Raw genomic sequence first — 21906 nt, 5'->3', positions numbered from 1 at the left:
CGCCTGACCCGCCCAGCCCCGACCAAAGCACCCGCGCCTGACCCGCCGAGCCGTGACCGGCGTATCCTCTCCGGGGCCTCTCAGCCCGTGATCAGCGTGCCGGGCCGAGATCGGCGCGGCCCGTGACCAGCGCGAGCGTGGCGGCGGCGGCGCGCTGGACGGCCAGCCGCACCCCGACCGCCAGCAGCAGCTCGTCGCGGTCGGCGAAGTGCCGGTAGGGGGCGCTGACCGCCACTCCGAGCCGCCTGCTCGCCTCGGCCAGCGAGAACCCCTGGACGCCCTGCTCCGAGATCAGCTCGGTCGCGGTGTCGATGAGCGCGGCGCGCAGGTCGCCGTGGTGGTAGCGGTCGCGCTTGGTCGTTCGGGGCACGGGCTCAGGGTAGCGACAGCCCGTTCAGCTCGCCGACCTCCGCCGCCGTCAGCTCGAAGTCCATCGCGCCCGCCGCCCCGTCCGCCTGCTCCGGCCTCGACGCGCCGCTGATCGCCACGACCGTGTCCCCAAAGCGGGTGATCACCCAGTTCAGCGCCACCTGCGAGACCGTGGCGCCGTGCGCCACGCCGATCTCGCGCATGGCGTCGATGAGCGGCGCCGTCCGCGCGAACCCTTCGACGCTCAGCTCCTCGCGCCCGAAGAAGCGCCGCATCACCGGCGCCGACCGGGCCAGCGCCGGGTTCTCGTGGTAGCGGCCGGTGAGCAGCCCGCCCTCCAGCGGCGAGTACGCGATCAGCGTGACGCCCAGCTCGCGCGCCGCCTCCAGGGTGCCGTCGCGCTCGACGTCCCTGTGCAGCAGGCTGATCCTGACCTGGTCCTCATGCCCGCTCCTTAAATGTGATTGGCTATCACATTGGGCCCTGCGGAAAGGAGAGCCCTCCCCGGGGTCACGTGCTCAGTCGCACTCCTGCGTGCTGGCCGGCGTGGTGTCGGTACGGCCCTGCGAGGCGTCGGGAGCGACCTCCTCGGCGGTCAGGACGTAGCCGGTCTCCTTCTCGTTGATCGCGGCGGCGAAGATCACGCCGTAGACGCGGCCGTCCACGGTGAGCAGGGGGCCGCCCGAGTTGCCCGGCAGCACCTGGCCGCGGATGGCGTAGACCTTGCGCCTGACCGTGTTCGCCCGGTAGATGTCGGGGCCCTCGGCTTCGAGGCTGCTGCCGATCCTGGCCGGCTCAGCGGTGAACCCCTTGCCCTTGGGGAACCCGGCGATGATCGCGTTGTCGCCCCGGCTGCCCTCGCCGTCGAAGGCGAGCTGCGGCAGGTCGAGGCCGGGCACGTACAGGACGGCGATGTCGCGGCGCGGGTTGTAGCGCACGACCGTGGCCGCGTGGCGGGTGTTGTTGGCGTCGATGACCTGGAGGTCACGCGTCACGCCCGCGACGACGTGGGCGTTGGTCATGATCCGGCCGGGCGCGTAGACGAAGCCGGTGCCCTCGATGTGCTTGTTGCAGCTCTCCGCGTTGCCCTGCACCTTGACGATCGCCCGCCGCGCCCGGCTCAGCTTGGAGCCCTGCAGCACGCTCTGGTCGGGCGGGGGCACGTCGATGAGCTGGCCGGCGCCGATGGCGTCGAAGACGGGCGGGAACTCCGAGCGGTCGATGAACTTCTTGAACGGCTGCTGCCAGTTGCGCGCCGCCTGCGGGATCGCGTCGTCGACGGTGGTCAGCAGCGCGGAGTTCTTCACCTGGTCGACGAGCGGGGGGAAGGCCGTGGAGACGACCAGCGAGCCGATCAGCCAGGCGATGACCAGCACGGACAGCGCGCTGGCGAACGTGCCGCCGACCGCGTCGGCCACCTTCGCCGGCTCCCACGTGACGTGGCTGCGCACGACGGCGCCAAGGGTCGAGGAGGCGAACTGGCCGATGGTGGCCGACAGGAACACGATCACGATCGCGAGCAGCGCCTGCGGCGTGTCGCCGTCGACCACGGCCTTGGAGATGGGGGGCGCGATGAAGACGCCCAGCACGGCTCCGCCCACGAACCCCACGAAGCTCATCGCCCCGATGATGAAGCCCTGCCGGTATCCCGAGATGCCGAAGGCGATCACGAGGCCGATCAATATGAGGTCAAGCAGATCACCGCGCACGATTCAAAGGTAACCAGCGATACGGTCAAGTGTGCACGTCTTCCGCCAGGACGGCGTCACTCACCTGGCTATCTTGAGCGGTATGCCGCCGGCCGAGGGAACAGTGCGCGATCTCATTGAGGCAGCTCTGCGCGACACCGATCCTGACGGTCCGCTGCGCTGGCATGTGATCTCTTTGCTGCGTCAGCGCGGCGACCTGGAGTCGTTCATCGAGGCGCGGCGGCTGTGTGCCGCCGACACGGTCGCCGAACGGCTGCTCGGTGTGGACATCATGGGCATGCTGCGGCCCTTCGTGGACCGCACGCTGCCGGTGCTGCGCTATCTGGCCGCCAGCGAGGACGACGCCATGGTGCTCTACTCCGTGCTGATCGCGTTCGGGCACCTGGGCGACCCGCGCTCGCTGCCGTCCGTGCTGGACCTGGCCGTCCACGACGACGCCAGGGTCAGGTACGGGGCCGCGTACGCGTTGCAGCACGTGCTCGGCGAGCCGCCGGACCGGGCCGGGCTGGACATGCTGCGCACGCTGGCCGCCGACAGCGACGCGGACGTGGCGGGCTGGGCCTCCCTGGGCGTCGCCCTGCGCTCGGCACTCTGACAGCCCGCCAGGCGCGTCAGGCCCCCGAGGCGCGTCAGGCCAGCGAGGCGCGTCAGGCCAGCGAGGCGCGTCAAGCCCGCCGCCGGGCGCGTCAGGCCGTCGTGCCCCGGGCGGCCATGCTGACCACGTCGGGCGGCAGGTCCTCCTCGCGCGTGGTGTCCCAGGGCCGTTCGAGCCCGCCCTCGCGCAGCACCGAGTCGAGCACCATCGCCGTGAACCCCCAGACCAGCATCCCCCGCACCCGGAACGCCGGACCCGCGGTGCCGCGTGGATGGCGCAGCATGACCCGGTTCGCCGGATCGACCAGCTCCGCGATCGGCACCCGCTCGACCGAGTCGACCTCGTCCGGCGAGGCCGCGTGCACCGCCGACGGCTCGCGCCACCAGCCGATGACAGGCGTGACCCGGTTGTCGCTGTAGGTGAGGTAGAGCTCGGGCATCGTGCACAGCACGTGCACCCCGCCGGGGTCGACCCCGGTCTCCTCCTCGGCCTCCCTGAGCGCGGCCTCGATCGGCCCGGCGTCCTCGGGGTCCACGCCGCCGCCCGGGAAGGCCGGCTGGCCCGCGTGCCTGCGCCCGCGCGTGCTGCGCTGGATCAGCAGCACGTCGGGGCCGAGCGGCCCCTCGCCGAACAGCATCAGCACCGCGGCGGCCCGTCCGCCCCGCGCGGGCGGGCGCAGATAAACCGGAACTCGGGTCCGCTGGGCCTGCGCCGCCAGTCTGTCGAGCCAGTCGGGCACTTGAGTCACGCATCCTCCAACACGCCGCCACGCCGTTGACTTCCCGGGTTCGGGGAGAAGATCAGGAGAAGGGCCCCGGCCGGACGAGCTTCGTCGCCTCGGCCGCCGAGGTGGGGCCGGTGCCGTACGAGGGGCAGAGGTCGGCCAGGGGGCACACGCCGCACGCGGGCCTGCGGGCGTGGCAGATGCGGCGGCCGTGCCAGATGACCCGATGGGAGAACATCGTCCATTCGCGCCTGGGCAGCAGCTCCGCCACCAGGTGCTCGATCTTGACCGGATCGCTCTCCTCGGTCCAGCCGAAGCGCCGCACGAGCCGCTGGAAGTGGGTGTCCACGGTGAGCCCAGGCACGTCGAACGCGTTGCCGAGCACCACGTTGGCCGTCTTGCGGCCCACGCCCGGCAGCGTGACCAGGTCTTTCAGCCTGCCGGGCACCTCGCCGCCGTAGCGCTCGCACACCGCCTGCGCCATGCCGATGATGCTGTTGGTCTTCGCGCGGAAGAAGCCGGTGGAGCGGATGATCTCCTCCATCTCCGGCCGGTCCGCGGCGGCGTAGTCCTCCACCGTGGGGTATTTCGCGAAGAGGACGGGGGTGACCATGTTGACCCTCTTGTCCGTGCACTGCGCGGAGAGGATGGTCGCGACCAGCAGCTCCAGCGGGTTGCTGAAGTCGAGCTCGCAGTGGGCGTCCGGGTAGGTCTCCGCGAGGACGCGGTTCATCTTGCGCGCTCGTCGCACCAGTGCGAGCTGGCTCTCCGGCTTGCGCCCCGCCGCTTTCGTGGCCATGCCGCAAGAGTAGAAGCATCTGGGAACGGTTGAACCAAAGACGGCTCTGCTGCGTACAACCTGGCGCGTGAGAGGGGGCGGGTCATGGCCGATCGTCATGGTGATCAGGGTGCGAAGCTGACGGACTTCGTCAGGAGCGGCGGGCCGCTGCGCGGGCAGGCACTGCACAGGCTCGCCGTGAGCTGCGCGGCGGCGATGGCCAAGCTGCACGCGCGCGGCAACGCGGGGCTGCGGCTCGGCCAGGACAGCGTGGCGCTCGGCACCAGAGGACAGGTGCTCATCGGCTGGCAGACCACGCCCACCCGGTCCCGCTACGAGGACGCGGTGGCGGAGGACGTACGCGACTGGGCCGATCTGATGGTGTTCGCGGCGACCGGGTCGGTCCGCGGCGACGTCGCGGTGCTGCCTCCCGCGCTGCGGCTGGCGGTGGAGCAGTGCCGCCGCCCGGACCCGGCGGCCCGCCCGAAGGCGGTCCATGTGCTCAGGGTCCTGCTCGGCCACTCCGTGGCGGAGGCGATGGCCTCCGTGGACGGCCTGCTGCGGCGGGCCGGCTGAAGCGGCGCCCGTAGCGGGCAGCCGGTGCCGATAGCGGTACAAATTCCTCCGTCGGGTACGTTTCCCCCGGGACTTCACCCATCAGGGCAGGCTCCGAACACTCCGGCATTCCCATAACCTGTGTGTGCTGCTCGGAGTGGGGTGAGTCACAATGGCAGCAGAGGAGGCAGAGTGAACACCGAAGATGTGCTGGGCAAGGCCCCCCTGTTCGCCGCGCTCGACCGTGAGAGCGCCGCGGCGCTGCGGACGAGCATCACCGAGGTCCAGCTGTCCAAGGGACAGACGCTCTTCCACGAGAACGAGACCGGCGACCGGCTCTACGTCGTGCTGGAGGGCAAGATCAAGCTGTCCCGCACGTCCCCTGACGGGCGGGAAAACCTGCTGAGCGTGCTGGGGCCGAGCGAGATGTTCGGCGAGTTGTCCCTGTTCGACCCGAGGCCCCGTACGGCCACCGCGACCGCGCTGACCGACGTGCGACTGGCCGGGCTGGGCCACGACGACCTGCGCCCCTGGCTGACCGGCCGGCCCGAGGTGGCTCTGCACCTGCTGCGCGCCCTCGCCCAGCGGCTGCGCCGCACCAACGACGTCCTGGCCGACCTGGTCTTCACCGACGTGCCGGGACGCGTGGCCAAGCAGCTGCTCGACCTGGCCGAGCGGTTCGGCACCAAGACCGACGACGGGCTGCGGGTGCACCACGACCTGACCCAGGAGGAGCTCGCCCAGCTCGTCGGCGCCTCGCGCGAGACGGTCAACAAGGCGCTGGCCGACTTCGCCCAGCGTGGCTGGCTGCGGATCGAGGCCAAGGCCGTGGTCATCCTCGACATGGACCGGCTCTACAACCGGTCCAGATAGTCCAGCTGGGCCAGCACCGCCATCTCGGCGGCCGGCCAGAGCGACCTGTCGACGTCGGCGTACACCACGCGGACGATCTCGCGTGGCGTGCGCGCGCCCTGCTCGCGCGCCGCCCTGATCTGGTCCAGCCGCTCGCGCCGGTGCGCGATGTAGCCGTCCAGCGCGCCGATCGGGTCGGCGAGCACCGGGCCGTGGCCGGGCAGCAGCGCCTGCGCCGCCAGGCTCTCCGCGGCCGCCCTGAGCCGGTCGAGGCTGCGCAGATAGTCGGCCAGCCCTCCGTCGCGGGCGATGATCGTGGTGCCCCTGCCGAGGATCGTGTCGCCGGTCAGCATGGCCTTGTCCTGCGGCAGCCAGAAGCACAGCGAGTCGAACGAGTGCCCCGGCGTCCCGTACACGTGGATCTCCAGGCCGTCCACGGCCACCACGTCGCCGTCGCCGAGCCCTTCCCCGCCAAGTCGGTGGCGCGGGTCGAGGGCGCGCACGGGCGCCCCCACCATCCCGGCGAAGCGTTTGGCGCCGCCGCTGTGGTCGAAATGGCCGTGGGTGAGCAGGATCTCGGTGACGCGGCGCTCTCCCAGATGCTCCTGTACGCGGCGCAGATGCGACTCGTCGTCCGGCCCGGGATCGATCACCACGACCTCTTCGCCCCCGATGACCCACGTGTTGGTGCCGTCGAGCGTCATGAGCGAGGGGTTGGGGGCGAGCAGGTTCTCGGCGTGCTCCGTACGGGACCCGTCGGGCGTGCCGAGCGGGATGTACAGGCCGCTCACGTCGTCACCAGCCGCATCTCGCCCTCGATCTCCACGGCTCTCGGCATGATGGTCACGATCTCCCTAGGGGCCGCCAGGACGCCCGCCACGTCCGCGTGCGCCGACAGCTCGCCCAGCGTGGCGTAGGTCGGCGGCATCAGGAAGATCTCCCCCTGATGCGCCAGCTCCAGCGCCCGCGACGGGCGCTGCCACACGACCTGGTCGGCCTCCCCGCCCACGTCACGCGTACGCTGCCCCTCCGGCAGCACCGCGACGAAGAAGCGGGTGTCGAAGCGCCGCTGCTCGATCTCCGGCGTGATCCAGTGCGCCCACGGCTTGAGCAGGTCGGAGCGGAGCACCAGGCCGCGCCTGGCGAGGAAGTCGGCGAAGGCCAGGCTCCGGTCGATCAGGGCCAGCCGGTCGGCCTCCCAGTCGTCGCCCGTCGTGTCGGCGACCACGGAGTCGGGCCCCGGACCGGCCAGCAGCACGCCGGACTCCTCGAACGTCTCGCGTACGGCCGCGCACACCAGCCCGCGGGCGACCTGCTCCCCGGCGTGGAAGAGTGCGCCCCACTCGGCGGGCGACGGCCCGGCCCAGGCGACGGCCTGGTCGGTGTCGCGCGGGTCCACGGAGCCGCCGGGGAACACGTACGCGCCCGCGGCGAACGCCATCGTGGCCTTCCGCCGGAGCAGGTAGACCTCCGGCCCTCCGGTGCCGGGGCGCAGGATCACCACCGTGGCGGCGTCGCGCGCGGGCACCGGCTCGACCCGTCCGGCCATCAGGTCCCGTGCCCGCGCGGCGAGCTCGGCTGGAAGCGGGAATCCGGTCACATGACCTCCTTTAGAACATCACTCGGTCATCGTGACATATCCCCGCTCTCAGGCCACTTCTGCGATCAGCTCCACCTCCACCGGAGCGTCGAGCGGCAGCGCCGCCACCCCGACCGCGCTGCGGGCGTGCTTGCCCTGCTCGCCGAACACCTCCGCGAGCAGGTCGCTGGCGCCGTTGGCCACCTGCGGCTGCTCGATGAAGTCGGGAGCGCTGGCCACGAACACCACGACCTTGACGATCCGCCGCACCCTGGACAGCTCACCGACCTCGGCCTTCAGGGCCGCGAGCGCGTTCAGCACGCAGATGCGGGCCTGCGCCCTGCCCTCGTCGACCCCGAGGTCCACGCCCAGCTTGCCGGTCTGGTGCAGCTTGCCCTCCAGCATCGGCACCTGGCCCGAGGTGTAGACCAGGTCGCCCGTACGCGCGGTGGGCACGTAGGAGGCCAGCGGCGTGACGGGCGCGGGCAGCGTGAGACCGAGCTCCTCGATCCTCTGCTCGGGGGTCACTGCTTCTCCCTCTTGAAGTAGGCGACGAGCTGCTCGGGCGTGGCGCCCTGGACGATCTGGACCAGCTCCCAGCCGTCGGACCCGAAGTTGTCGAGAATCATCTTCGTGTTGTGGATCAGCACAGGGGCCGTGAGGTACTCCCATTTCTTCATGAGCGTCAGCGTCTCATAAGACGAGGTGTGAGCAATCTCAAAGGGTGGTCGTCGGCTTTCGACAAGTAACCGTTCGGTAGCCTCGAAACGTGGACTCTCCGGACAGAGATCCGACGCCGGCCTGGGCCGGCGTACGGCTGCACGTCGTCACCGGCAAGGGCGGGACCGGCAAGACGACCGTCGCCGCCGCCCTGGCCCTAGCCCTGGCCGCGGGCGGCCGCAAGGTGCTGCTGGTGGAGGTGGAGGGCAGGCAGGGCATCGCCCAGATCTTCGACCGCCCGCCGCTGCCCTACGAGGAGCGCAAGATCGCCGTGGCGCCGTCGGGCGGTGACGTGTACGCGCTGGCGATCGATCCCGAAGAGGCCATGCTCGAGTACATGGAGATGTTCTACGGGATGCGCAGGGCCGGGCGGGCGCTGACCAAGATGGGCATCGTCGACTTCGCCACCACCGTGGCCCCCGGCTTCCGCGACGTGCTGGTCACGGGCAAGACGACCGAGGCCGTGCGCAGGCGGGCCAAGAACGGCCGCCGGGTCTACGACGCCGTCGTGCTCGACGCACCGCCCACCGGCCGCATCACGCGCTTCCTGAACGTCACCGAGGAGGTGGCGGGCCTGGCCAGGGTCGGGCCGATCAAGAACCATTCCGACCTGGTACGCGGGGTCGTGAAATCTCCTGAGACGGCTGTGCATTTCGTCACGTTGCTGGAGGAGATGCCGGTCCAGGAGACGCTCGACGGCATCGCCGAATCACGCGCCGCAGGGCTGCCTTCCGGTGGGATTTTCATCAACATGGTGCGCGAATCCCTGCTGCCCCAGGCCGCTCTTGACACGGCTGTCAAGGGCCGCTTCGACGTAGGGGAGCTCGTGCTCGGGCTGAAGGCGGCCGGGGTCACCGACGGCGCCGAGGCCACCGCGATGGCCGAGGCCCTCGCGGACGAGGTCGCCGAGCACGCCCACCGCACCGAGCTGGAGCGCACGGAGCGCGAGTCGCTGGCCGCGGCCGGGCTGACGAGTTTCGAGCTGCCCTTGCTGGCCGACGGCGTCGATCTGGCCGGCCTGTACGAGCTGGCAGAGAGCATCCGCACCCAGGGAGCAGCGTGAAGAAGCCCGCCATCCTCGACGTCGACGCCATACTCGACGACCCGGGCACCAGGATCATCGTCTGCTGCGGCGCCGGCGGGGTGGGCAAGACCACGACCGCGGCGGCGCTCGGGCTGCGGGCCGCCGAGCGCGGCAGGTGCGTGGTCGTGCTGACCGTCGACCCGGCGCGCCGGCTGGCCCAGTCGATGGGGCTGACCGAGCTGGACAACACCCCGCGGCTGGTCAGCTCGCCCGAGGGCGACGGGCAGCTCTACGCGATGATGCTCGACATGAAGCGGACGTTCGACGAGATCATCGAGGCGCACGCAGATCCCGTGCGGGCCCGGCAGATCCTGTCGAACCCCTTCTACCAGTCCCTTTCCTCCAGCTTCTCCGGCACGCAGGAATACATGGCCATGGAGAAGCTCGGCCAGCTCAGGCGCTCGGACGAGTGGGACCTGATCATCGTGGACACGCCGCCGTCGCGCTCCGCGCTCGACTTCCTCGACGCTCCCGAACGGCTCGGCCGCTTCCTCGACGGCCGGTTCATCCGGCTGCTGACCGCGCCGGCCAAGGCCGGGGGGCGCAGCGCGTTCCGGCTGCTCAACGCCGGGTTCGGGCTGATGGCCGGGGCGATGACCAAGCTGCTCGGCGCACAGGTCATCAAGGACCTGCAGACGTTCGTCTCCGCGCTGGACGCCGTGTTCGGCGGGTTCAGGCAGCGCGCCGAGATGACGTACAAGCTGCTGCAGGCACCCGGCACCGCGTTCGTCGTGGTGGCCGCGCCCGAGCGGGACGCCATGCGAGAGGCGTCCTACTTCGTCGAGCGGCTCGCCGAGGAGCGCATGCCGCTGGCCGGCCTGGTGGTCAACCGCGTGCACACGTCGCCCGCCCCGGCGCTCTCAGCGGCCCGCAGCGCGGCAGCCGCGGAAGAGCTGGAGTCGAGGGGTGAGCATGAGCTGACCGCCGCCGTGCTGCGGCTGCACGCCGGGCGAATGCAGCTCACCGCCCGCGAGAGCCGCGAGCAGGAGCATTTCGTCTCGGCCCACCCCACGGTGCCCGTGGTGCAGGTACGCGCCATGTCCGAGGACGTTCACGATCTGACCGGTCTGCGGCAGATCGGAGAGTTGCTGGCGAGCGCATGAAAGTACGGCCGGCGGGCGGCGCCGGCCGTACATCACTCGCGGGCCTGGATCAGCCCGCGATCAGCTCGTTGGTTCGTTCGTACTCTTCCTTGGCGGACTCGAGCAGCTCGCGCCACGAGTCCACGTCAGGTCGCCGTCGAAGCAGCGCACGACGCTCCCGTTCAGTCATACCGCCCCACACCCCGAACTCGATGCGATTGTCCAGTGCATCGGCGAGGCATTCGGTACGAACCGGGCAACCCCGGCAGATGAGCTTCGCTCTGTTCTGCGCGGCGCCCTGCACGAACAGGGCATCCGGATCCGCACCCTTACAGGCGGCACGGGAGGTCCAATCCGTGATCCACATTGTTCGACCCCACTCCCCTTAGGTGGTCAGTCGTTCATTTGGGGCCGACGGGCGCGGGCGCCGAGCCTCCGTATTCAGTTGCCGCAGAGGAGAACGTACGCAACTAGACGTTCGGGCCGACAGACCCCAGAGGACCAATTTCTCGCCGCAGTCTTGACCGGGAATGACTAGTCACCCCCGCCAGTCAAGGCGAAATGGTGTCGAGCTACCGATAAGACCAGTCTTTCGACGTACCCTTGGTACCGTGCAAGCTCAGCGCAAAGATCGCTCCAACCCCGTCTTGAACGTGCTGCGTCTCGTCATCGCAGCGACGGCGGCCGGGGTGCTCGCGGCCGCCGTTGCCCTGCCCGCGGTCGGCGGGGCCGGGGTGTCCGCGAAGAGCGCGATGGAGGGGCTCAACCTCAAGCCCGAAGAACTCGACGAACCCCCTCTGCCTGAGCGCACCAAACTGGTCGACGCCAACGGCAAGCAGATTGCGCAGTTCTACTACGAGAACCGGCAGTCTGTCCGTCTCGACCAGGTCGCCCCGATCATGCAAACGGCGCTGATCTCGATCGAGGACTTCCGTTTCTACCAGCACGGGCCGATCGACGTGGAGGGAACGGCCAGAGCGCTGCTCAAGAATCTCAGCAGCGGCGGCGTGATGCAGGGTGGATCGTCGATCACCCAGCAGTACGTCAAGCAGGTGCTCGTGAACAAGGCCGAGACGCCGGAGGAGCAGCAGGCGGCCATCGCGCCGACCGTCTCGCGCAAGCTGTCCGAGCTGCGCAACGCCATGGCGATCGAGCGGAAATACTCCAAGGACCAGATCCTGGAGAAGTACCTCAACATCGCCTACTTCGGCGCGGGCGCCCACGGCATCCAGGCGGCGGCCAAGCGCTTCTTCGGCAAGTCGGCCTCCGAGCTCAACCTTGTCGAGTCCGCAACGCTCGCCGGCGCCGTCCAGAACCCCGCCAGGACCGACCCCAACGTCGGCCCCGAGTCGCGGGCGCGCCTGCTGGAGCGGCGCAACCTCGTGCTGGACCGGATGGCCGAGCTCAAGAAGATCACCCTGGCGGAGGCCACCGAGGCCAAGGCGAAGAAGCTGGGCTACAAGGACACGAAGTTCCCCGGCGGCTGCGAGGCCAGCAAGTTCCCGTACTTCTGCCTCTACGTCCAGTACGAGATCCTCAACAACGAGGACTTCGGCAAGAACCAGGACGAGCGCAGGAAGCTGCTCCAGCGCGGCGGCCTGACGATCAAGACCACGATCGACCCCAAGATGCAGGCGGCCGCCGAGAAGGCCATCAAGAAGTACGTCAGCACCAAGGACAAGCCCGTGGCCTCGCAGGCCATCGTCGTTCCCGGCACCGGTGAGATCAAGGCCATGGCGGCCTCGCGGAAGTTCGGCGGCAGCAAGAAGAAGAACGAGATGAGCTACAACATCGTGGCCGACGGGGCGCACGGTGGCGGCCGCGGGTTCCAGCAGGGCTCGACGGCCAAGGTCTACACGCTGGCCACGGCGCTGGAGGAGGGTCTGAAGTACGGCGACGGCTTCCCGGCCCCCGCGGGCTACCAGGCGAGCGGCTACAGCACGTTCAAGAACTGCAAGGGCGAGAACGTCGGCGACCCGAGCCACACCGTGCGCAACTCCAGCGAGGGCGGCGGCGGCTTCAAGACGCTGGAGACCGGCACCTGGGGCTCGGTGAACACGTTCTTCCTCCGGCTGGAGGAGAAGGTGTCGCTCTGCAAGGTCGTCAAGATGGCCAAGAAGCTCGGGGTCAAGCGGTCCGACGGGCAGAAGCTGTCGGAGGTGGAGACGTTCACGCTGGGCGTCAACGAGGTCGACCCGGTGACGATCGCCAGCTCGTACGCCGTCTTCGCCTCGCGCGGCCAGTACTGCCGGCCGCTCGCGATCACCGAGATCAAGGACAGGAACGGCAAGGCCAAGCAGTACAAGCCCAAGTGCTCGCAGGTGCTGGAGGAGGAGGTCGCCGACGCGGTCAGCGGGATCCTGTCCGGCGTGTTCACCAAGGGCACGATGCGGGAGGTCGGCGGCATCGGCCGGGACGCGGCCGGCAAGACCGGGACGACCGACAACTACATGTCGGCGTGGTTCGCCGGTTACACCCCGAACCTGGCCTCCGCCGTCAGCCTGGGCGACCCGCGCGGCACCTCCAGCCACAAGCTGATCGGGATCACGATCGGCGGGCGCTACTACCCGTACGTGTACGGAGCTTCCATCTCCGGGCGGATCTGGAAGGACGCGATGATGAGCGCCCTGAAGGGGATCGAGCCGACGGAGTTCACGCCGGTGGATCGCTCGCGGTTCGGCGGCTGCACCGAGCAGTGCGCGCCCAAGCCCAAGAAGAAGAAGGAAGACAAGGGCCCTCGGGACCCGTTCGACATCTTCAACCCGCCGGACGGGGACGGCCCGCCGGACGGGCGGGGCGACGGCGGGCCGGGGAACGGGCGTGGACGCGGCGGGAACGGCGATGCCGGGCCTGTGGTGGGGCCGATCACCCCGGGCCGCTGAGCGCCCCTCTGCGGGCCTCCAGGGGCCTCTGAGGGCTCGCCGGCGGCGCTGAGGCCTCCGTCCCCAGATGTGGAAGGAGGCCTCCTGGCACGACCGAACCCGAACCCGCTAAGCGAAGCGGCCGCCTCCGAACCCGAACCGCACAAGCCGACGCCGACGCCGACCGCAACCGCACAGGGGCCGCTTACGCGAGGCGGGCCCGGACGGCCGCCGCGACCCGGCCACCCTCGGCCCGCCCGGCGACCTTCGGGTTGACGACCTTCATGACCTGACCCATCGCCTGCGGCCCCGAGGCGCCGGTCTCGGCGATCGCCTCGTCGACGAGCTGCGCCAGCTCCTCGTCGGAGAGCTGCGCGGGCAGGTATTCCTCCAGGACCGCCTGCTCGTCCAGCTCCGCCTGCGCCTGCTCGGTGCGGCCCGCGTTGCCGAACGCCTCGGCCGCCTCGCGCCGCTTCTTGGCCTCCTTGGTGAGGACCTTGATGATCTCGTCGTCGGTCAGCTCCCTGGCCTCCTTGCCGGCGACCTCCTCGACGTTCACCGCGGCCAGGGCCATGCGAACCGTCCGGAGGCGTACGGCGTCCCCGGCCTTCAGCGAGGCCGTCAGATCGGCCTTCAGCTTGTCCTTCATTGCGCTCATGCGCTCCATCTTGCCGTCTGCGCGGACTACCCGGACGCCTCGCACCGGATGTCGGGCATCATGAATGGGTGAGGAAAGCCGTCGCAGTGCCACTGTCCATGCTCGGTCTCGGCCTGGCCGGGCTGGGTTACGCCTCCGTGGTGGAGCGCAACTGGTTCCGCCTGCGCCGCTTCGACGTGCCGGTGCTGGAGCGTGGGCAGCGTCCCGTACGCATCCTCCACCTGTCGGACCTGCACCTGACACCGGGCAGGACGATGCTGATCAACTGGGTCCGCTCCCTGGGCGAGCTCAAGCCCGACCTGGTCGTCAACACCGGCGACTCGATCGCGCACCCGCAGGCCGTGCCCTCGCTCCTGCACGCCCTGGAGCCCCTGCTGTCGCGCCCCGGCCTGTTCGTCTACGGCTCCAACGACCTCTACGCGCCCAAGCCGAAAAACCCGGCCCGCTACCTCTGGCGCACCTCCAAGAACGACCGCCGCCAGCACGTCCCCAGCCTGCCGTGGGAGGAGCTGGGAGCGGGCATGGCGGCCGAGGGCTGGCTCGACATGAACAACACCACGGCCCGCATCAAGGTGGGCGACCTGGACGTGGCCGTGGCGGGCATCCACGACTCCCACATCTCCCGCGACCGCTACGACCTCGTGGCCGGCCCCGCGCCCGCGGACGCCGACCTCCGGCTGGGCGTCATGCACTCGCCCGAGCCCCGCAACATGACCCGCTTCGCCGCCGACGGCTACCAGCTCCTGCTGGCCGGCCACACGCACGGGGGCCAGCTCTGCATCCCCTTCTACGGCGCCCTGGTCACCAACTGCGGCATCGACCGGGCCCGGGTGAAGGGCCTCAACCGCCACGACAACGCCTGGCTGCACGTCTCCGCCGGGCTCGGCACCTCGCCCTACGCTCCCGCCCGGTTCGCCTGCTTCCCGGAGGCCTCTCTGCTCACGCTGGTGCCCCGCCGATAACGCGGTCACAAGTACGCCGATAGTCCGCTAGACTTTTCCAAGCACGCGCAAGACCGGCGTGCACCGGGGTGTAGCGCAGCTTGGCAGCGCGCTTCGTTCGGGACGAAGAGGCCGTGGGTTCAAATCCCGCCACCCCGACCCAGCTAAAAGGCCACTTCCGAGAAATCGGAAGTGGCCTTTTGGTCTTTGTGAGCGACGAAAGTCCAGCTGCGCGCGGGAGACTCCGCCCTCCCAGTGAGCGTTCGCCCGAGCGCCTTGAGTGGCTCCCGAGTCGCCTCGTCTGTCGCCTCGGTGAGACCTCCATCGTGACCTTGATGTCGCCGCGGCGGAGAATCAGCACCACCACCCGAGGATGTGCATCGAGGGCGCCCAGCAGCGTTGCCGGCCTGAGCGAAGCGGTAGTCGAACAGCCCGCCCTGACGGCTCTGTCTCGACCTCGCGCCGAAGAAGCCGACGCCGAACCCGAGCGCGATCGAGGACGGCCGGATGACCGGGAGCCTGGTTCTCAACCTCAGAACCAGGCCCGTGACCTGCGGAGACGGTGCCGAGATGGCGGGCGGGGCACCGTCACCCCAGCTTGTGTCCCTCAGGTCTTTCGCGCGGCCTGCAAGGCGCTTCTAGGCGCGGACCGCCACGTCATCGATCTGGAAGGCGGGCCCGGCGCCGCTCGCGGTCCAGACAAAGGTCCAGTCGACGCGGGTCGTGCCCGCGGGTGCGGTGAACGTGCCGGCCGCTTCGGTCCAGGCGGTCTTCGGAGCCAGGGAGATGGCGTCGGTACGCAGCACCGTGCCGGACTCGTCGCGCCAGCGCACATTCCATGTGACGGCGGGCATGGTCGCCACGGCCTGCCGATACCACAGCGACACCTGGTAGCTCGTGCCGGCGATCACACCGCTGTACCCGGGATAGTTGTCGAGCGCCACCGCGCTGCCGGACTGGGTGCTGGTCATCTGCAGCGAGCCGGTGCCGCCATGCGCGTCACCGGTCTGGCGCGCCACGCTGGATCCCCACCACGGGGTGTAGGGCGAGGTCGAGCCGGACTCGAAGTCATGCTCGGCGATGGCCGGCGGCTTGGGCGTGCCACCGTCGAACGTGCTGCCGGCGTCCTGGCCGTACTGGGGGCCGACCCACTGTGCGGGGGTAATGCTCGTGTCCATGTCGCCGACCCTGAACTGCCACGGTCCCGTGTAGGTGTTGTCGTGCCAGGAGTTGTTCGAGTCGTGGACGATCGCCTTCTGGATCACATCACCCTTGTACGGGGACCAGTCCGGGTAGGTGCCGTAGTTCGACAGCAGGGCCATGTGCCCGCAGTACTGCGTGGAGCAGCCGCCGTCGACGGCACTGGGGTCGAAGGTGAACGTGTTGTGGTGGACGTCGACGTTCTTCGTCCACCAGCGGCAGTCGGTGTAGAGCGGGTTGCTGGCGATGGCAGGAGCCGAGCACTTCGAGGTGTTGGTCGGCCCGACGATCAGCGTGCAGTCGCCGGTCGTCGAGGCCGGGCTGTTGCAGAACCGGTCGGCGTTCGCCCACCCGGTGATCCCGCCCCAGTTGTTCTCGAACAGGTTGCCGGTGATCTCGATCTTGCTGGTCCGCGCTGCCACGCGGGGCTCACCGTCCGCCTCGGACAGGTAGATCGCCGCCTCGGGGAACGGGTCGCCCTTCGCTGCCCGCTCGGCACCGGACTTCCAGGCGTTGCCGCGAATGGTGTTGTTCCGGATCACGGCGTTGTAGCTGATCTCGTAGAAGATCCCGAGCGACTCGTTGTCCTCGATGAGGTTGTCCTCGATGAGGAAGTCGTTGTTGTTGGTGTCGGCCCAGACGCCCGGCCCGTGGTTGCCGTGGACCCAGTTGCCGGTCACGTCGGCGCCGTTCACCGCCCAGAACTTCATGCCACCGGTACAACCGCACCCAGGCTCCTGGTGCTCCCAGTCGTCGGTGTTGTTGCCGGTGAACTCGTTGTCCGCCACTACCAGATCGGTGATGGTGTTGCCGGCCTTGTACGCGTTCAGGCCGTACTGCCCGTTGTCCTTGAAGCAGTTGCCCCGGATCTGGTTCGCGGCCCCGGCCATCAGGGCCGCGCCGGAGTTGCCGCGGAAGGTGTTGTGCTCCACGACCCAGTTGTCGGCGGAGTCGTGGTTGACCACACCCTCGTCGCGCGGCGCGACGAACCCAGTGACAGTCAGGTACTGGATCGTGACCCCGGTCGCACCCTGACTGAAGGCGTACCGGTTCACCCCCTTGCCGTCCAGCACCGCCCCGGGCGCCCCGATGAACGTCGAACCTTCGCCGGGGTAGATCTGGGCGTAGGTCGCGGCCTCCAGCGTGTGCGTGCCGGTCTCGAAGTAGTACGTGGTGTTCGCCTTACGTAAGTCCACGCCGCTGTTGTCGCCCGCGGGGACCACGACCGCGCCGGCGGGCGGTGTGGTGGGGCCGTTCAGCGACGAACTACCACAGACCGCTGCCGTTGCCTTCGTCGCTTCGGTTGCCGGCTTGACCGCGTCGCCGCTAGCCGGCGTCGCGCCGCCCAGGACAACCGTGGCGAGGGCCGCCAACGCCACTGGCCAGGTTCTTCGCATTCCTGATCTCCTTGAGGTTGCAACCAGCTTGACCGCAGTCGGTCCGCTGGCGGTCGTCACTGTAGTCAGGACCCGCACCCACCCTCAAGATCGAACGCCGCGCGAGGACTGCAGGGCCGACGGACCTCCAAGCCAAAGAAAGGCGAGTCTCTGCGGGAGATACCAAGTCGCGGCTCACTGCGTCCAAGCCTGCGCATTCCAGTGCGCAAGATGCCAAACCAACGCGGTGGCAGAATGTGACCATGCGGACACTCCGAGCGAATTCCTTCGACACCGCCGGTCCGTACGGCCCCCAGCAGCATTACACGTTGCCCCCCACGCAGCGGCTCCCGCAGGCGCGCGTGCTCACCGCCGCCCTGATGCTCTCCTGTGAGCGGGCCAAGTCGGCCGGTGACGACTACGCCGCCGCGGAGTCGCTCCTGCAGCCCACGCCGGGTGGTGCTGTTCCTCGACGAGATCGACGCCCTGCAGGGCAACAGCCTGGTGAGCATCCTCAGCCAGCTCCGCGACGGTCACAACGCGCGGCCGGGAGGCCGTCCGTTCCCCACGTCCGTGGTGCTGTGCGGACTACGCGACCTGCGTGACTACAAGATCGCCTCAGGCGGCGAACCTGGCCGGCCCAACCCCGCCGGCCCGTTCAACATCATCACCAAATCGCTACGCCTGGGCGACTTCAGCTCGACCCTTACCTGGACCGCCTCACCCTCACCGCCGGCGCACTGGTGATCTTCGACCGGCGCCCCGAGGCCCCGCCCTGGAAGGAAAGAGGCGGTTTCGAGCAGACGACCACACCGTCCGGCCGCCAGGTCACCGTTCTGCGGGTGTAACGGGTGCCTTTGTCTTTGGCTCGCACGCGATTACCCAGCCCGCAGCGAGCTTTTGAAGCAGGCGGGCGTACATCGCATGGGCATGGCGGTGGATTCCACCACCGCCGCACCGCGCCTGGAAAATTCGCCGGCCCGCGGCGCGAACCTTTGCCGCTCCCGAACGTTCTACCAATGCAGACCGACTCAAGGAGATCCGCATTGGAACGCTTGATCGAGTACTCTCCCCTCCTGTTCGTGGCCTTCGGCCTGCTGATCATCCTGGTCTCGGGGAAGGGGATGATCGACGGCAGGCGGTTCGTGCAGCGGGCGCTGCGGGTGCCGGGCGTGGTCAGCGACGTCCGGACCACGTTCACCGGGCGCGGGGAGCACTTGAGGGCGCGGCAGCGGCCGGTCCTGACCTTCACGACCCTGGACGGGCGGGAGGTCACCACCGAAGCCTCGACCGTCTCCAACCTCGGCGTCGGCAACGCGACCGAGGTGCTCTACGACCCCGACGACCCGACCAGGGCCATGCCCGCCAGCGGTGGCGCCGGCGGGTACGGAGGAGTCGTGGCCGGGATCATCGCGATCGTCATCGGCCTGGCCTTCTTCGCCGGCGTCTCCAGCCTGTCGGCACCCTCCACGAGCGGCGATCCGGCCGGGTGCGAGATCGAGCTTCCCGACGGCTCTTCCGAGACCATCGACTGCCCGCCCGGGCTCGGATCCGGCGAGTGATCCCTGAGCGGGTGCCGGAGGCGTACGAGGAGTTCGGCTGGCTCGGCGAGCACGGCCTGTTCTATGACGTCTCGTGCGTGTCCTTCGCCCGGTCCCTGACCTCGCGGGGAGCGCTGACCCGCCTCGGCGCGGGAGCCGGCGAGCTGGACCACGTGGATTTCGAGGAGTTCCAGAGACGCACGATGGAGTGCGTCGACTCCGACAACATGCGCAGCACTTACGTGGGCGCGGTCGCGGCCGGCGGCTGGACGGTGCTCATCCAGCTCTGGGCCGGCTCGATCGGTCTCGACCGCGGCCTGATGCGCCGCCTTTCGCAGGGGACCGAAGTCGTGTCCGTCTCACTCACCGGTTTCCCCTTTTCCCGGAGTCTGCTCGACATGCGTTTCCTGGCGGCCCCGATCAGACCGGCGCAAGCGTGACGGCGACGTCTTTCCGTGCTCTCCGTCGCCATGGAATGATCCGCATGTATCCGCCGGGGCGATCGCCTTCGTGGCCTTCCTGCTGCTCGGCTCAGGGCTGCTCGCCGGGTCGATGCCGCTCACGTCGGGGGCGAGGCGCTTTCTTCTCGTGGCGGCGGGTCACTCTGGCGAAGGCATGAGCGCCTTTCCGGAAAGGGCACCGGGCCAGAGCGCTTGAAAGTTTCACCGGTCGGGGGCCGTCGTCGCAGTTGGCCGGGTCGTGGTGGCGGTGGTGATTGAGGTTCCGGTGTCCTGGTGCCTACGGTGCAGGCATCCGCACCCGGTGATCCGGCCGAGGAGTCCGTCATGCGCGCCCGTATCGTTCCGGCCCTGATCCTGGCCCTGCTCGCCCTCCTGGTCAGCGCGCCCGAGGCTCGCGCCCAGGTGATAGGCGGCTTCGACTTCGCCAGGGCCGAGGTGTCCGTCACGGGCCTGCAGGTCCCCTGGGGCCTGGCGTTCCTGCCGGACGGCAGCGCGCTGGTCTCCGAGCGGAACACGGGGCGCATACTCCAGGTACGGCCGGGGCAGACGCCCGTCCAGGTCGCCACGGTCAGCGGGGTCAGCGCGTCGGGCGAGAGCGGGCTGCTCGGCATCGCCGTGTCGCCCACGTATGCGCAGGACGGCTGGGTGTACGCGTACTTCACCAGCACCAGCGGCGACAACCGGCTGATCAGGCTGCAGCTCAGCGCGCCGCAGACGCAGACGGTGCTCTTCTCGGGGGTGCCGAGCGCCACGATCCACGACGGGGGCCGCATCGCCTTCGGGCCGGACGGCATGCTCTACCTGGGCACCGGCGACGCGAGCAACACCGCGAACGCCCAGAACCTCAACAGTCCGGCAGGCAAGATCCTGCGCATGACGCCCACCGGGGGCATACCGTCGGGCAACCCGTTCTCCGGCTCCCGCGTCTGGAGCTACGGCCACCGCAACGTGCAGGGCCTGGCCTGGGACGCCCAAGGCAGGATGTACGCCAGCGAGTTCGGCCAGAACACCTGGGACGAGATCAACCAGATCGTCGCCGGCGGCAACTACGGCTGGCCCACGTGCGAGGGCTCCTGCGGCAACACCTCCTTCCGCAGCCCGATCGTCACCTGGACGACCGCCGAGGCGTCGCCGAGCGGGCTGGCGTACGCCAACAACACGCTCTTCGCCGCGGCCCTGCGCGGAACGCGCCTCTGGACGGTCCCGCTCACCGGCAGCGGGACGGCGGGCACGCCGGTGGCCGAGCTCCAGTCCGCGTACGGCCGGCTGCGCGCGGTCGCGGCAGGCCCAGACGGCTGGCTCTGGGTGACGACCAGCAACCGCGACGGCCGCGGCACCCCGGTGGCCCAGGACGACCGGATCATCCGCATCCCACCGGCCACGGCCGGGACCGACACCAGCCCGCCCACCGCGCCGGGCAGCCTGGCCGCGTCGGGCACGACCGCCACCGGCACCACGCTGACCTGGGCCGCCTCGACCGACAACGTCGGGGTGAGCGGCTATGACATCCTGCGCGCACCGGGTACGACGGGCGGCACGTTCACGCAGGCCGGCACGTCGGCGACCACCTCGTTCACCGACACCGGGCTCACCGCGAGCACCGCCTACCGCTACCAGGTGCGCGCCCGCGACGCGGCGGGCAACCTCTCCCCCGTGTCCAACACGGTCACGGTCACCACCACCTCCTCCGGCGGGACCGGCGGCGGCTGCACGGCGACGGCGACCACGCAGACCCAGTGGAGCGGCGGCTACGTGATCCAGCCGGTCACCGTGACCAACACCGGCACGTCCGCCACCACCGGCTGGACGGTGACGTTCACGTTGCCCGGCGGCCACAGCGTCACCGGCTCCTGGAACGCCACGCTGACCAGCGGCGGCCAGACCGTCACGGCCCGGAACCTCGGGTACAACGGCACGCTGGCCCCCGGTCAGAGCGTCACGTTCGGCTTCCAGGCCGCCCGTCCGGGCGGCGACACCCAGGTCCCCGCCGGTTACGTCTGCGCGAGCCCCTGACCCATACCTCTGCACGAGTCCCTGAGCCGGCGAGCGGGCCGACGGCGGGGCCAGTGGCGGGGTCTGGCCGGTACGTGCCGATGGCCTAGATCGCTTTTCTGCGGGCAGAAGGCATGGCGACCCTGTAAGCGAGCAGAGCCGGACGCCCCCGACGAGCACACGGTGAGAACCCACCACCGGTCCGGCAGGAAGAGTGGATCGCTCCGAGATCCGCTGCTCTCCATGCTCGATGCCGCGGTGCCGTGACGAGGCGCCCGCGCGGCATCACGGGTCCGCCGTACCCCACGGCCGTTTCCTCTCCGGGCTCCTGCCCGGTAGTCGGTCCTGCGCGGGTACAGCGCTGCCCTGTCCCCGAGCCCCCGGAGTGCGATGAGCTCCCATATAAGCGGTCAAGTACAGATCGTGCCCACCGTCCACCCGTTCGGCCTGCGCGTCAGCGGCGAGGTCGACCGCAGCACCCGGCACCTGCTCGAGCAGGCCCTTGCCTGGGCGACAGACGCCGGCCAGGACGACATCCATCTCGACCTGACCCAGCTCACCTTCATCGACGCGGCCGGCCTGCGCCTGATCGTCGCCACGGCCGCCGGATTGCCCGCGCCGCGCAAGCTGGTCCTGATGCCGCCCCCGCCCGTGGTGCGCGACCTGCTCTCCCTGCTGGGCTGGCAGCTGAGCCCCGGCCTGCGGCTGTACGTACCGAAGAACGGCTCGGGCCGCAGCGGTGACGACGACAGACGGAAGTTCAAGCCGATCAGCCCGTCCGACCCCGCGACCTGATCCCTGGGCACCACCGTTTGAGGATCTTCAACGG

24 protein-coding genes and 1 tRNA gene are annotated in these 21906 nt (G+C 69.7%); 13 read left to right on the top strand and 12 right to left on the bottom strand.

Annotated features, from left to right (window positions below; translation table 11 throughout):
* Positions 1-91: 91 nt before the first annotated feature.
* The 3 genes from ETD85_RS16000 to ETD85_RS15990 all read right to left on the bottom strand — a co-directional run bounded on the left by ETD85_RS16000 (position 92) and on the right by ETD85_RS15990 (position 2078).
* Positions 92-370: a TetR/AcrR family transcriptional regulator gene (locus tag ETD85_RS16000; RefSeq protein WP_138690495.1), complete on the bottom strand. Its 279-nt coding sequence runs from the start codon at positions 368-370 to the stop codon at positions 92-94.
* 4 nt (positions 371-374) lie between these two features.
* Positions 375-797, bottom strand: a complete 423-nt coding sequence (locus ETD85_RS15995) for an aldo/keto reductase (protein ID WP_138690494.1) — start codon at positions 795-797, stop codon at positions 375-377.
* 90 nt (positions 798-887) lie between these two features.
* On the bottom strand, positions 888-2078 hold the full coding sequence (locus ETD85_RS15990; protein WP_138690493.1) for a MarP family serine protease: 1191 nt from the start codon (positions 2076-2078) through the stop codon (positions 888-890).
* A gap of 103 nt (positions 2079-2181) precedes the next feature.
* Here ETD85_RS15990 and ETD85_RS15985 point away from each other — a divergent pair, with 103 nt between their 5' ends.
* On the top strand, positions 2182-2673 hold the full coding sequence (locus ETD85_RS15985; protein WP_240779169.1) for a HEAT repeat domain-containing protein: 492 nt from the start codon (positions 2182-2184) through the stop codon (positions 2671-2673).
* Positions 2674-2764: 91 nt separating this feature from the next.
* On the opposite strand, the gene ETD85_RS15980 is transcribed toward ETD85_RS15985, so the two are convergent.
* Together ETD85_RS15980 and nth are read right to left on the bottom strand one after the other, a co-directional pair.
* A complete protein-coding gene (locus tag ETD85_RS15980; protein WP_138690491.1) occupies positions 2765-3421 on the bottom strand; it encodes an NUDIX hydrolase in 657 nt (218 codons plus the stop codon).
* A gap of 52 nt (positions 3422-3473) precedes the next feature.
* The gene (gene nth, locus ETD85_RS15975; RefSeq protein ID WP_138690490.1) at positions 3474-4196 is read right to left on the bottom strand and encodes an endonuclease III; all 723 of its coding nucleotides are present in this window, start codon (positions 4194-4196) and stop codon (positions 3474-3476) included.
* 84 nt (positions 4197-4280) lie between these two features.
* Between nth and ETD85_RS15970 the strand changes: the two genes are divergently transcribed.
* Both ETD85_RS15970 and ETD85_RS15965 read left to right on the top strand, forming a co-directional pair.
* A complete protein-coding gene (locus ETD85_RS15970) occupies positions 4281-4751 on the top strand; it encodes a hypothetical protein (RefSeq protein ID WP_138690489.1) in 471 nt (156 codons plus the stop codon).
* A gap of 171 nt (positions 4752-4922) precedes the next feature.
* On the top strand, positions 4923-5603 hold the full coding sequence (locus ETD85_RS15965) for a Crp/Fnr family transcriptional regulator (RefSeq protein ID WP_138690488.1): 681 nt from the start codon (positions 4923-4925) through the stop codon (positions 5601-5603).
* On the opposite strand, the gene ETD85_RS15960 is transcribed toward ETD85_RS15965, so the two are convergent.
* The 4 genes from ETD85_RS15960 to ETD85_RS64655 form a co-directional block, all read right to left on the bottom strand.
* Entirely contained in the window at positions 5585-6373 is a 789-nt protein-coding gene (locus tag ETD85_RS15960) for an MBL fold metallo-hydrolase (RefSeq protein ID WP_138690487.1), read from the bottom strand. The genes ETD85_RS15965 and ETD85_RS15960 overlap by 19 nt on opposite strands.
* Positions 6370-7131, bottom strand: coding sequence for an NUDIX hydrolase (locus ETD85_RS15955; protein WP_138690500.1), 762 nt, complete (start codon positions 7129-7131; stop codon positions 6370-6372). The genes ETD85_RS15960 and ETD85_RS15955 overlap by 4 nt, the downstream gene beginning before the upstream one ends.
* 99 nt (positions 7132-7230) lie before the next feature.
* Positions 7231-7689, bottom strand: a complete 459-nt coding sequence (locus ETD85_RS15950; protein ID WP_206058337.1) for a RidA family protein — start codon at positions 7687-7689, stop codon at positions 7231-7233.
* Positions 7686-7841 (bottom strand): Sp36 family protein, encoded by a 156-nt coding sequence (locus ETD85_RS64655; protein ID WP_091100512.1) that lies wholly within the window; start codon positions 7839-7841, stop codon positions 7686-7688. The genes ETD85_RS15950 and ETD85_RS64655 overlap by 4 nt, the downstream gene beginning before the upstream one ends.
* A gap of 89 nt (positions 7842-7930) precedes the next feature.
* On the opposite strand from ETD85_RS64655, the gene bagA reads away from it, so the two are divergent.
* A complete protein-coding gene (gene bagA / locus ETD85_RS15945) occupies positions 7931-8944 on the top strand; it encodes an ATPase BagA (RefSeq protein WP_138690485.1) in 1014 nt (337 codons plus the stop codon).
* Positions 8941-10068: an ATPase BagB gene (gene bagB, locus ETD85_RS15940; protein ID WP_138690484.1), complete on the top strand. Its 1128-nt coding sequence runs from the start codon at positions 8941-8943 to the stop codon at positions 10066-10068. The genes bagA and bagB overlap by 4 nt, the downstream gene beginning before the upstream one ends.
* A gap of 49 nt (positions 10069-10117) precedes the next feature.
* On the opposite strand, the gene ETD85_RS15935 is transcribed toward bagB, so the two are convergent.
* On the bottom strand, positions 10118-10414 hold the full coding sequence (locus ETD85_RS15935) for a WhiB family transcriptional regulator (protein WP_020542548.1): 297 nt from the start codon (positions 10412-10414) through the stop codon (positions 10118-10120).
* A gap of 286 nt (positions 10415-10700) precedes the next feature.
* Between ETD85_RS15935 and ETD85_RS15930 the strand changes: the two genes are divergently transcribed.
* Positions 10701-12929, top strand: coding sequence for a transglycosylase domain-containing protein (locus ETD85_RS15930; protein ID WP_338087144.1), 2229 nt, complete (start codon positions 10701-10703; stop codon positions 12927-12929).
* 184 nt (positions 12930-13113) lie between these two features.
* Here ETD85_RS15930 and ETD85_RS15925 read toward each other — a convergent pair whose 3' ends face one another.
* Entirely contained in the window at positions 13114-13566 is a 453-nt protein-coding gene (locus tag ETD85_RS15925; protein WP_138690482.1) for a GatB/YqeY domain-containing protein, read from the bottom strand.
* A 98-nt stretch (positions 13567-13664) separates the two neighbouring features.
* Here ETD85_RS15925 and ETD85_RS15920 point away from each other — a divergent pair, with 98 nt between their 5' ends.
* Both ETD85_RS15920 and ETD85_RS15915 read left to right on the top strand, forming a co-directional pair.
* The gene (locus tag ETD85_RS15920) at positions 13665-14528 is read left to right on the top strand and encodes a metallophosphoesterase (RefSeq protein WP_138690499.1); all 864 of its coding nucleotides are present in this window, start codon (positions 13665-13667) and stop codon (positions 14526-14528) included.
* A 64-nt stretch (positions 14529-14592) separates the two neighbouring features.
* Positions 14593-14666: transfer RNA gene (locus tag ETD85_RS15915), tRNA-Pro, on the top strand.
* A gap of 479 nt (positions 14667-15145) precedes the next feature.
* On the opposite strand, the gene ETD85_RS15910 is transcribed toward ETD85_RS15915, so the two are convergent.
* Positions 15146-16903: a right-handed parallel beta-helix repeat-containing protein gene (locus tag ETD85_RS15910; protein ID WP_206058336.1), complete on the bottom strand. Its 1758-nt coding sequence runs from the start codon at positions 16901-16903 to the stop codon at positions 15146-15148.
* Between the two features lie 636 nt (positions 16904-17539).
* Between ETD85_RS15910 and ETD85_RS15905 the strand changes: the two genes are divergently transcribed.
* The 5 genes from ETD85_RS15905 (at position 17540) to ETD85_RS15885 (ending at position 21872) form a co-directional block, all read left to right on the top strand.
* On the top strand, positions 17540-17830 hold the full coding sequence (locus ETD85_RS15905) for a hypothetical protein (protein WP_138690481.1): 291 nt from the start codon (positions 17540-17542) through the stop codon (positions 17828-17830).
* A 299-nt stretch (positions 17831-18129) separates the two neighbouring features.
* Positions 18130-18645: a DUF3592 domain-containing protein gene (locus tag ETD85_RS15900; protein WP_170246702.1), complete on the top strand. Its 516-nt coding sequence runs from the start codon at positions 18130-18132 to the stop codon at positions 18643-18645.
* Positions 18642-19064: a DUF6461 domain-containing protein gene (locus tag ETD85_RS63130; protein ID WP_170246701.1), complete on the top strand. Its 423-nt coding sequence runs from the start codon at positions 18642-18644 to the stop codon at positions 19062-19064. The genes ETD85_RS15900 and ETD85_RS63130 overlap by 4 nt, the downstream gene beginning before the upstream one ends.
* Positions 19065-19409: 345 nt before the next feature.
* Positions 19410-21098: a PQQ-dependent sugar dehydrogenase gene (locus tag ETD85_RS15890; protein ID WP_138690479.1), complete on the top strand. Its 1689-nt coding sequence runs from the start codon at positions 19410-19412 to the stop codon at positions 21096-21098.
* Positions 21099-21500: 402 nt separating this feature from the next.
* Positions 21501-21872 carry an STAS domain-containing protein gene (locus ETD85_RS15885; protein WP_170246700.1) on the top strand — a complete coding sequence of 124 codons (372 nt, stop codon included), beginning with the start codon at positions 21501-21503 and terminating at the stop codon, positions 21870-21872.
* The last annotated feature ends 34 nt before the right edge of the window (positions 21873-21906 follow it).

It is taken from the genome of Nonomuraea zeae (assembly GCF_005889725.1).
In the GTDB taxonomy this organism is placed as follows: Bacteria; Actinomycetota; Actinomycetes; order Streptosporangiales; family Streptosporangiaceae; genus Nonomuraea; species Nonomuraea zeae.
This window is presented reverse-complemented; position numbering and strand designations above follow the sequence as displayed.